At 73.8% G+C, this 9998-nt stretch carries 9 protein-coding genes and 1 pseudogene; 5 read left to right on the top strand and 5 right to left on the bottom strand.

What is annotated here, in order from left to right:
* The coding region (locus VM95_RS36155; RefSeq protein WP_045705247.1) for a 5'-3' exonuclease at window positions 1–827 on the bottom strand (827 nt) is incomplete at its 3' end.
* Between the two features lie 60 nt (window positions 828–887).
* On the bottom strand, window positions 888–1967 hold the full coding sequence (locus tag VM95_RS36150; protein WP_045705243.1) for a cation diffusion facilitator family transporter: 1080 nt from the start codon (window positions 1965–1967) through the stop codon (window positions 888–890).
* Window positions 1968–2223: 256 nt separating this feature from the next.
* Here VM95_RS36150 and VM95_RS42090 point away from each other — a divergent pair, with 256 nt between their 5' ends.
* Both VM95_RS42090 and VM95_RS36145 read left to right on the top strand, forming a co-directional pair.
* A complete protein-coding gene (locus VM95_RS42090; RefSeq protein ID WP_208615596.1) occupies window positions 2224–2394 on the top strand; it encodes a hypothetical protein in 171 nt (56 codons plus the stop codon).
* 43 nt (window positions 2395–2437) lie between these two features.
* Window positions 2438–2899, top strand: a pseudogene (locus tag VM95_RS36145) (GDSL-type esterase/lipase family protein); the annotation flags it as partial.
* Between the two features lie 80 nt (window positions 2900–2979).
* Here VM95_RS36145 and VM95_RS36140 read toward each other — a convergent pair.
* Window positions 2980–3708: a gamma-glutamyl-gamma-aminobutyrate hydrolase family protein gene (locus VM95_RS36140; RefSeq protein ID WP_045705241.1), complete on the bottom strand. Its 729-nt coding sequence runs from the start codon at window positions 3706–3708 to the stop codon at window positions 2980–2982.
* A 155-nt stretch (window positions 3709–3863) separates the two neighbouring features.
* On the opposite strand from VM95_RS36140, the gene VM95_RS36135 reads away from it, so the two are divergent.
* The 3 genes from VM95_RS36135 to VM95_RS36125 all read left to right on the top strand — a co-directional run bounded on the left by VM95_RS36135 (window position 3864) and on the right by VM95_RS36125 (window position 7328).
* On the top strand, window positions 3864–5249 hold the full coding sequence (locus tag VM95_RS36135; protein WP_045705238.1) for a glutamine synthetase family protein: 1386 nt from the start codon (window positions 3864–3866) through the stop codon (window positions 5247–5249).
* A gap of 9 nt (window positions 5250–5258) precedes the next feature.
* Window positions 5259–6047, top strand: a complete 789-nt coding sequence (locus tag VM95_RS36130; RefSeq protein ID WP_045705236.1) for a 3-oxoacyl-ACP reductase — start codon at window positions 5259–5261, stop codon at window positions 6045–6047.
* A 141-nt stretch (window positions 6048–6188) separates the two neighbouring features.
* The gene (locus VM95_RS36125; protein WP_045705234.1) at window positions 6189–7328 is read left to right on the top strand and encodes a DUF2510 domain-containing protein; all 1140 of its coding nucleotides are present in this window, start codon (window positions 6189–6191) and stop codon (window positions 7326–7328) included.
* Between the two features lie 128 nt (window positions 7329–7456).
* Here VM95_RS36125 and VM95_RS36120 read toward each other — a convergent pair whose 3' ends face one another.
* Both VM95_RS36120 and VM95_RS36115 read right to left on the bottom strand, forming a co-directional pair.
* The gene (locus tag VM95_RS36120; protein ID WP_045705232.1) at window positions 7457–8371 is read right to left on the bottom strand and encodes a lytic polysaccharide monooxygenase auxiliary activity family 9 protein; all 915 of its coding nucleotides are present in this window, start codon (window positions 8369–8371) and stop codon (window positions 7457–7459) included.
* A gap of 263 nt (window positions 8372–8634) precedes the next feature.
* Window positions 8635–9846, bottom strand: a complete 1212-nt coding sequence (locus tag VM95_RS36115) for an amino acid deaminase/aldolase (RefSeq protein WP_045705230.1) — start codon at window positions 9844–9846, stop codon at window positions 8635–8637.
* Window positions 9847–9998 lie beyond the last annotated feature (152 nt).

Raw genomic sequence — 9998 nt, 5'->3', positions numbered from 1 at the left:
GTCATGGGGTCGAGGGGTTCGCGGGGGAGGGTGGGGTCGAAGTCGGGGAGGGGGGCGTCGGTGGCGACGCGGACGACGGTGGGGGCGGCGTCGAGGTAGGGGGAGCCTTCGACGAGGTTGCGGCGGCGGGCCGGGGTGAGCTTGGAGGCGGGGTCCAGGGCTGCGGCGCGGATGGCGGCGAGGTCGCCGTACTCGTGGATGAGCTGGGCGGCGGTCTTCTCGCCGATGCCCTTGACGCCGGGCAGGCCGTCGGACGGGTCGCCGCGCAGGGCGGCCATGTCGGCGTACTGGGAGCCGTGGACGCCGTACTTCTCCAGCAGCAGCGCGTCGTCGGTGAGCTGCAGGTTGCCCATGCCCTTGACCGGGTAGAGGACGGTGATCTGCCGTGCGTCGTCGACGAGTTGGAAGAGGTCGCGGTCGCCGGTGACGATCTGGACCGGGCCCTTGGCGCGGGCGGTGAGGGTGCCGATGACGTCGTCGGCCTCGTAGCCGGGGGAGCCGATCCGGGCGATGCCGAGCGCGTCCAGGACGTGTTCGATGACGGGGACCTGCGGGGCGAGGGTGTCGGGCACCTCCTCCTCGCCGTCGACGGCGGCCTCGGCGACCCGGTGGGTCTTGTAGGAGGGGATGAGGTCGACCCGCCACTGGGGGCGCCAGTCGGCGTCCATGCAGGCCACGAGGTGGTCGGGCCGGTGGTCGTGGACGAGCCGGGCGATGAAGTCCAGCAGGCCGCGGACGGCGTTGACGGGCTCGCCCTGCGGGGAGCGCAGGGAGTCCGGTACGCCGTAGTAGGCCCGGAAGTACAGGCTGGCGGAGTCGAGGAGCATCAGTCGCGGTGCGGTCACGCGTCAGATCATGCCGCACCGCGCTGACGGACACCCGGTGGCTCAGTGCTCGTGCGGGCCGGCGCGGTGGACCGGGCCGTGGGCGTCGGCGCAGTGGTCGGCGGCGGAGTCGGCGGAGTCGGCGGAGTCGCCCCGGCCGGCGATCTGGAGCAGCGCGCCGGCCTCGTCCTCGCCGACGTGGTCGACCTGGAGGGTGGAGTGGGTGATGCCGTACTCAGCGGAGAGCCGGCGCTGCAGGGAGCGCCGGACGGCGTGGCAGTCGCCGCCGGGGGTGACCAGGATGTGCGCGGACAGGGCCGGCTGGTTGGAGGTGATCTCCCAGATGTGCAGGTCGTGGATCTCCTCGACCAGCGGTTCGGCGACCAGCCGGTCGGCGACGGCGTCCGGGTCGATGCCGGCCGGGGCGGCTTCCAGGAAGATCCGGCCGGAGTCGCGGACGAGCCCGATGCCGGCCTTGAGCATCAGCGCGACGACGATCAGCGAGGCGATGGCGTCGGCCCGGGCGAAGCCGGTGGTGACCATGACGAGGCCGGCGACGGCGGTGGCGATGAAGGCGTACAGGTCGGTGAGGACGTGCTGGAAGGCGCCCTCGACGTTCAGCGAGCTGCGGTTGGCCTTCGACATGCACCAGGCGGCGGCGATGTTGACGACGACGCCGACCAGCGCGGTGACCAGCACCAGCGAGCCGGTGACGGCGGGCGGCTCGAACAGCCGGGTGATCGCCTCGTAGCCCAGCCAGGCGGACAGGACCAGCAGGGTGACGCCGTTGGCCTGCGCGGAGAGGATCTCGGCGCGCTTGAGGCCGTACGTGTAGCCGCCGCGGGCCGGGCGGGCGGCGAGCCGCATGGCGACCAGGGCGAGGACGATCGAGGCGGCGTCGGTGAGCATGTGCGCCGCGTCGGAGATCAGGGCGAGCGATTCGGCGGCGAAGCCGACCGCGACCTCGCCGGCCATGAAGACGACGATCAGGGCGAGGGCGCTGAGCAGCCAGCGGCGGTCGGCGTCGGCGGCGACGGCGTGCGAGTGGCCGCCGGGGCCGTGGGAGTGCCCGCCGTGCCCGTGCCCGTGCCCATGCTGGTGGTCATGCGCATGATCATCGTGGGAATGCTCGCGGCCGGCCATCGAAGCCCTTTCTGGACGCACGGGTGGAATGCACACCTGAACGGGCGGGGGCGATCGCCTCCGCACTCGAAGTGAACCGCAGAATCGACAAAGATCCAAAGGTTGTACTGGTGACCGTTGTCGTTGCCGTTCGGATGCCCACCGTCGACCCGGTTGCCGCTGGCATAGGTCCTGGTCAGGGCGCGGATTTCCGGCTCACCTGAACGGGTGAGGCGAGTTTGCGCGGCCGCGCGCCGGTCCACGACGATCATGGCCCGTGAAGATCGCTACCGCGGATTCCGCCCGCCGGCTCGTCGAACTGGAGCCGATCGCCGAGGAGCTGATGAACCGTCATCTCGTGGCGGCGCGCGAATGGTTCCCGCACCAGTACGTCCCCTGGGGGCCCGCCCTTCGGCGGGCACCACGCCGCGTCGTCCTCACCGCGTGACCCCGGAGCCTCCGACCACCATGCGCCGCCTCGCGGCGCCACCACCGCCGCCGTGGGCCGCCAGGTCCTGCGCGCCGCCCGGCTGCGGCCGGGCATCGCGGTGCTGATCGTCGGCGGCAACGACGTCCTGCTGCCCGCCCCGCTCGGCCGCGCCGCCCGTCGGCACGCCCACCTCGCCCACACCCTGCGCGAAGCCGGCTGGCAGCTCGTCGTCGTCCCCTGCCCCGACCCCGGCTACGGGCCCGGCTTCCGCGCCCCCGCCCGCTGGATCGGCCACCACCGCTCGGGCCGCCTCGCCCGGCTGCACACCCGCACCGCCGACCGCCTCGGCGCGCACCTCGCCCCCACCGCGGGGCCCGAGTTCCGCGACCTCGCCGCCCACCTCCTCGGCCCGGACGGCATCCACCCGTCCCCGCACGGCTACGCCGCGCACGCCACCCGCATGCTCCCCGCCCTCCTCGCGGCCGCCACCCACCTCCCCACCCCGGTCCCGGTCACCGGCTGACACCCCGGCGTCCCGCTCGTCTCCCCGCGCCCACCCGGACGCGCGGGGAGACGAGCGCCGCGGACTCCCGGCCGGTCCAACTAGCCCAGCGGCACGGCCTCCAACACCGCCGCGGTGGCGGCCCGCACCAGCGCCCGCATCACCCGCAGGTCGTCGCCCTGCTCGGGATGCCACTGCACCCCCAGCGTGAACCCCGGCCCCTCGATCGCCTCCACCGTCCCGTCCGGCGCGTGCGCGCTGACCCGCAGCCCCTCGCCGAGCCGGTCCACCGCCTGGTGGTGGTACGTCGGCACCTCCAACTCGCTCTCCGGCAGCAGCCCGCCGAGCAGCGTTCCGGGCACCGGCCGCACCGCGTGCGTCCCGTACCTCCCCGGCGAGCCGTTGTGCACGTCCACGTCCAGCACGTCCGGCAGGTGCTGCACCAGCGTCCCCCCGCACACCACGTTGAGGACCTGCATCCCCCGGCAGATGCCGAGCAGCGGCATCCCGGCGGCGAGCGCGGCGCGCAGCAGCGCGACCTCCCACCGGTCGCGTTCCGGTGAGTCGATCTCCGCCAACGGGTGCGCGGGCTCCCCGTAGTAGGCGGGGTCGAGGTCGGGCCCGCCCGCGATCACCAGCGCGTCGAGCCGGGCCAGGACTTCGGGCGCCCGCTCCGGGGCGTCGGGCGGCAGCAGCACCGCGACCCCGCCGGAGTCCTGCACGTACGCGGTGTACCGCTCGGGGACGAGGGCGACCCGGCGGTTGCGCCAGCTGCTCCAACTCGCGTCCACCAGGTAGGTGCTGACGCCGATGTAAGGCCTGCGATCCATGGCGCGCATTCTGCACCCGGGGCGCCTGATCCCCCGTCAGCCACGCGGTCCGGCGCGCCGCGGCCGTCCGCCCTCTTCCGCCCCGCGAGCCGCAGGCCGTACGGTTCGCTGTGACCGGTTGATCTCGAAGAGTGATCGATGAGGATGGTTCCGTCATGTCCGAGCTCGCCGCCGAGGGCGCCCGGCCGCGCGCGCCGCTGTCCCTGGACGGGTTGCGCGCGCTGGTGGACGCCGGTGAGGTGCACACGGTCGCGCTCGCCTTCACCGACATGCAGGGCCGCCTGCAGGGCAAGCGCTTCGCCGCCCGGTTCTTCCTCGACGAGGTCGTCGAGCACGGCGCCGAGGCCTGCGACTACCTGCTCGCGGTGGACGTCGACCTGAACACGGTGGACGGCTACGCGTTCTCCTCCTGGGCCACCGGCTACGGCGACTTCGCGATGCGCCCCGACCTCAACACCCTGCGGCTCACCCCCTGGCAGCCGGGCACCGCGCAGGTGACGGCCGACCTGGCCCGGCACGGCGGCCACCCGGTGGACGCCGCCCCGCGCCAGATGCTGCGCCGCCAGATCGCCCGGCTCGCCGAGTACGGCCTGGCGGCCGACATCGGCACCGAGTTGGAGTTCCTGGTGTTCCGCGACACCTACGAGTCGGCCTGGCTGGGCGGCTACCGCGGCCTGACCCCGGCGAACCTCTACAACGTCGACTACTCGATGCTCGGCACCGCCCGGGTGGAGCCGCTGCTGTCCCGGATCCGGCTGGAGATGGCCGGCGCCGGGCTGACCGTCGAGTCCGCCAAGGGCGAGTGCAACCTGGGCCAGCACGAGATCGCCTTCCGCTACGCGGACGCGCTGACCACCTGCGACCAGCACAGCGTGTACAAGACCGGAGCCAAGGAGATCGCCGCCCAACTCGGCTGCGCGCTCACCTTCATGGCCAAGTACGACGAGCGCGAGGGCAACAGCTGCCACATCCACCTGTCGCTGCGCGACGCGGTCGGCGCGCCCGCCTTCGCCGACCGGGACGGCCGGATGACCGACACCATGCGGCACTTCCTGGCCGGGCAGCTGGTCGCGCTGCGCGAGTTCAGCCTGCTGTACGCGCCCAACATCAACTCCTACAAGCGCTACCGCCCCGGCTCGTTCGCCCCGACCGCCGTCGCCTGGGGCCGGGACAACCGGACCTGCGCCTACCGGGTGGTCGGCCACGGCCCGTCCCTGCGGATGGAGAACCGGGTGCCCGGCGGCGACGTCAACCCGTACCTGGCGGTGGCCGGGATGCTCGCGGCAGGCCTGTACGGGCTGCAGCGCAAGCTGGACCTGCCCGCGCCCTGCCTGGGCAACGCCTACGCGGTGGACGAGTACGGCCGGGTGCCCGGCTCGCTGCGCGAGGCGGCCGAGCTGTGGGCGGAGAGCGAACTCGCCCGGGACGCCTTCGGCGGCGACGTGGTCGACCACTACCTGAACATGGCCCGGGTGGAACAGGCCGCGTACGACGGCGCGGTGACCGACTGGGAGCGCTACCGATCCTTCGAACGGATGTGAGGGAGCCCGATGGGCGATACCGGGATCGTCTGCCGCCGACTGGTCGGCCGCACCGCCGTGGTCACCGGCGCGGGCAGCGGGATCGGCCTGGCGGCCGCCCGCCGACTCGCCTCGGAGGGGGCGAGGGTGGTCTGCGCGGACCTCGACGAGGGGACCGGCCGGGCCGCCGCCAAGGAGGTCGGCGGGCTGTTCGTGCACACCGACGTCACCGACCCGTACATGGTCGAGGCGCTGTTCGACGAGGCCTACGAGACCTACGGCAGCGTGGACGTCGCGTTCAACAACGCCGGCATCTCCCCGCCGGAGGACGACTCGATCCTCACCACCGGCCTGGACGCCTGGCGCAGGGTGCAGGAGGTCAACCTGACCTCGGTCTACCTGTGCTGCAAGGCCGCGCTGCCGTACATGCGCCGGCACGGCCGCGGCTCGATCATCAACACCGCCAGCTTCGTGGCCCGGATGGGCGCGGCGACCTCGCAGATCTCCTACACCGCTTCCAAGGGCGGGGTGCTGGCGATGTCCCGCGAGCTGGGCGTGCAGTTCGCCCGGGAGGGCATCCGGGTCAACGCGCTCTCGCCCGGACCGGTGGACACCCCGTTGCTGCGCGAGCTGTTCGCGAAGGACCCGGAGCGGGCGGCCCGCCGGCTGGTGCACGTTCCGCTCGGCCGGTTCGCCAGGGCCGAGGAGATCGCCGCCGCGGTGGCCTTCCTGGCCAGCGACGACTCCTCGTTCATCACGGCGAGCGAGTTCCTGGTGGACGGCGGGATCTCCGGGGCGTACGTGACGCCCCTGCCGTGACGCCCCTGCCGTGGCGCCCCTGCCATGACACTCCCGCGGGCGTGGCGACCCGGGGCTTCTCACCGGAATCTCATCGAAAACCGGCGGAATTCGCCGCTGCCCTGATTTCGCGTTTATCCGGCGCCCTTTAGATTCTCTGGTGTGAGTGAGCAGATTCCCGCCGGGTGGTACCCGGATCCGAAGGACACCGCGAGCGACCCGAGACCGCAGCGCTGGTGGGACGGCCGGGGCTGGACGGCCAGCACCCGGCCCGCGCCCTCGGACGCGCCGACCCCGGAGCCGCCGGCGGCGGCCCCGTCCGGGGCGTTCGGCGCCCCCGAGCCGGGCACGGCCGAGCAGCCCCGGGTGCTGGAGGGGGAGGTCCTGGAGAGCGGTCCGACCGTCCGCTACCCGGAGCCGCCGCCGTTCGGCGCCGCCTGGGGCGACCCGGGCGCCGCGCCGCGCAAGCCCCGGCGCAAGCCGTCGAAGCTGGTGATCGCGACCGTCGCCGCCGCCCTGCTGGGCCTGGGCGCCGGCTCGGGGATCACCTACCTGGCCATGGACGGGCACGGCAAGGACCACGCGCAGCGCGCCGCCCGGTCGGTGCCGGGCGGCGAGAACGGGCCGTGGGGCGACCTCCCGGGCTTCGGCGACGGCCCGGGCGCGGACGGCAAGGGCGGCGGCAACGGCAACGGCGGCGGGAACGGCAACAACAACGGCAACGGGAACGGCGGCGGCAAGTCCAAGCCCGGCCCCGGCACCGCCGTCGACGTGGTGAACCGGCTGTCGTTGCCCGTCCCGTCCGGCTGGAAGGGCAGCCACACGGCCGAGGGCTACGCGGCGATGTACGTCGGCTCGTACACCTGCGCGGACGGCCAGAGCGAGTGCACCCTCGGCGGGGTGAACACCGGCCGGATCGACGGCGGCGGCTCCGACGTCGCGGCGGCGGCCAAGGCCGACATCGACAAGGCGGCCAAGGACTCCTACGCCGACGTCACGGGCCACCAGGAGCTGAAGAACGAGGCCGTCAAGGTCAACGGCCAGGACGGCTGGCTGATCCGCTGGAAGGTCGACGCGGCGAAGGGCAACAACGGGTACGTGCAGACGGTGGTCTTCCCGTCGAGCGACGGCAAGACGCTGGTCTCGGTGCACTTCGGCTTCGACATCGCCGACAAGGCGCCGGACGTCTCCCTGATGGACACCATCGTCAAGGGCATCACCGACTACAAGGGCAAGCTCCCCTCGCTGCCCGGCGGCGGCTCCGCCACCCCGGGCGGCGGTGTCGGCGGTACCAGCACCTGACCGACCGCGCTCCTCACCGCACCACGGCGGCCCGCCCGGAGGAAGTCCTCCGGGCGGGCCGCCGCGTGTTCTCCGACGCGAGCCGGACCGGACGGGGGTTTTGGCCGGTCCGGCTCACGTTCCCGGCGTCAGGCGCCGCGTCGAACAGCCTCGACGCGGCGGCGCCGGAGCACCATGGCGGCCCAGCCGACGCCGATCGCGGCGGCGCCGGCCAGCAGCAGCGGGCCGGTGGCCGAGGTGCCGACCGCGGCGGAGGCGGTCGGGACGGTCCGGCCGGCCGGGGAGTTCGGGTCCCCGCCGTGCCCGTGGTGGGCGACGGTGGACCGGGGGGCGTCGGCGGCGATCTGCGCGTCGCTGGGCGCGGCGGGGGCGGCGAGCGCGGACACCGCCGGGGCGCTGCCGGTGCCGGCGCCGAAGTCGACGTCCGAGCAGGCGTAGAACGCCTCCGGGCTGTCGCTGCGCTGCCAGATGGTGTAGAGGATCTGACGGCCGGTGCGCTGCGGCAGGGTGCCCGAGTAGCTGTAGGAGCCGTTGACGGTGTTGCGGTCGACCTGGACCTGGGCGACCGGGGTCGGGTCGAGGTCCGACCACTTGAGCGGCTGGGTCGGGTTGTAGCCCGGCTTGGTGATGTAGACGGTCTGGGTGCCGACGTGCGGCGCGGTGGCGCGGAACTGGAAGGTGTAGGCGCCCGCCTTGACGGGGGTGGCCGGCCAGTCGGTGCGCGGCCAGTCGAGGGCCGCGTACTTGTCGCGGTTGGCCGAGCAGAGCCGGCCGTCCGGGATCAGCGCCTGCGGGTTGCCGTTGGCGTTGGCGATGTTGACCTCGTTCCAGTCGTACAGCGGCTGGGTGCCGCTGGTGGCGACGAGGTCCTTGCAGACCTGGGAGACGGGGTGCTCCGGGCCCTCGGCGTAGCAGGCGGCGATCCGGCTGACGGGGTTGGTCATCGTGCCGTGGGCGCTGGCGGTCCCGGCGGTGGTCAGGGCCACCGAGAGGGCCGCGGCGCCGACCACGCCGACGGACAGGGCGGTTCGCTTGATGGACATGGGGTGGGACTCCTCGACCGTCGTTCCGGGCGGGTGTGGGGGAGCGGACACGCCTGCCCGTCCGGAGGGCCGCTGCCCGGATCGCGGGCCCCCGGGCCGAAGCGTAGGATTGGTCCAGACCATAAGGCAATAGCCTTGACGGACACGGCGGTTGACGCGCAGTCGGCTCCCGAGCAGCGCAAAGGCCCGATGGGGCTCCCGGGTTAGGAGTTCCATCGGGCCCGCTTAAGGCTCCGGAAAGGTGCTGAGGGGAATCCGTGGGCTCAGAGGAACGTCCGGCCCTCGCCCCGGTAGGTCGGTACGGTCCGGACGATCCGCTCGCCCTCGATCAGGTGCAACTCGGCGAAGCGCTCGCACAGTTCACCCGCCTTGGCGTGCCGGAACCAGACCCGGTCGCCGATCAGCAGGTCGTCCGCCGCCGCGCCGAGCAGCGGGGTCTGCACCTCGCCCGCGCCCTCCATCGGGTCGTAGCGCAGCCCCGCCGGCAGGTACGGCACCGGCGAGCGGTCCGGCCCGGGCGCGCCGGAGGCCGGGTAGCCGCCGCCGAGCACCGTCACCACGCCCACGCCGGGGCGGCGCACCACCGGCTGCCCGAACAGCGCGGCCGGGCGGCCCCGGAACGCCCGGTAGTGGTCGAAGAGTTGCGGCACGTACAGCCCGGAGCCGGCGGCCACCTCGGTGACGGCGTGCTCGGCCGCGGTGGACTCCACGCTGCCGGTGCCGCCGCCGTTGACGAACTCCAGCTCCGCCACCCGGCGCAGCCGCTGCACGGTGGCCGCCCGCCGCTCGGCGAGTTCGGCCCGCGCCGTGGCCTGCATCAGCCGGATCAGCCGCGAGCGCACCGGCCGTCCGGGCACCCGGTCGCCGACCCCGGCCACGTGGCCCTCGTACGCCATCAGGCCGACCACCCGGAACCCCCTTCTGCGCTGGACGAGTTCGGCGAAGGCGCCGAGCTCCTCGGGGGTGCGCAGCGGCGAGCGCCGGGCGCCCACCCGGACCCGGCCGCCGAGCAGGTGCAGCGCGGTGTCCAGCTCCAGGCAGACCCGCACCTCGGCGTCGCCGGCCCGGGCCGCGTCGATCAGGTCGAGCTGGGCCGGGTCGTCCAGGACGACGGTGATCTCGCGGGCGAGGTCCGGATCGGCGGTCAGTTCGGCGTAGCCGGCGCGGTCGGCGGACGGGTAGGCGAGCAGCACGTCGCGCAGGCCCGTCCGGGCGAGCCAGATCGACTCGTCCAGGGTGAAGCTCATCACCCCGGCGAAGCCGTCCGCGGCCAACGCCCGTTCCAGCAGGGCCCGGCAGCGCAGCGACTTGCTGGCGACCCGGATCGGCTTGCCGCCGGCGCGGCGCACCAGGTCGGCGGCGTTGGCGTCGAAGGCGGCGAGGTCGACGACGGCCACCGGCCCGTCCAGGTGGGCGGTGGCCCGGTCGTACCGGTGGCGGTCGGAGGCGGGGGCGGGCGCGTCGAGCAGGACCATGCGCGCAGGGTGCCACAGCCGGCTACCGGTGGGTAGGGCCTGGCCCTTGGATTTTGTCGGATCAGGCCGCGGCGTTGGGGTGCGTGCATCGCAAGGCGGAGGAGGGAGCCACTGCGGTGGGGGCACCTCCCGGCCGAAGGCTGGGGGCCATT

This window comes from Streptomyces rubellomurinus, assembly GCF_000961885.1.
GTDB classification, from domain to species: Bacteria; Actinomycetota; Actinomycetes; order Streptomycetales; family Streptomycetaceae; genus Kitasatospora; species Kitasatospora rubellomurina.
The sequence above is the reverse complement of the archived record's forward strand: the minus strand, read 5'-3'. Positions and strand labels throughout refer to the sequence as shown.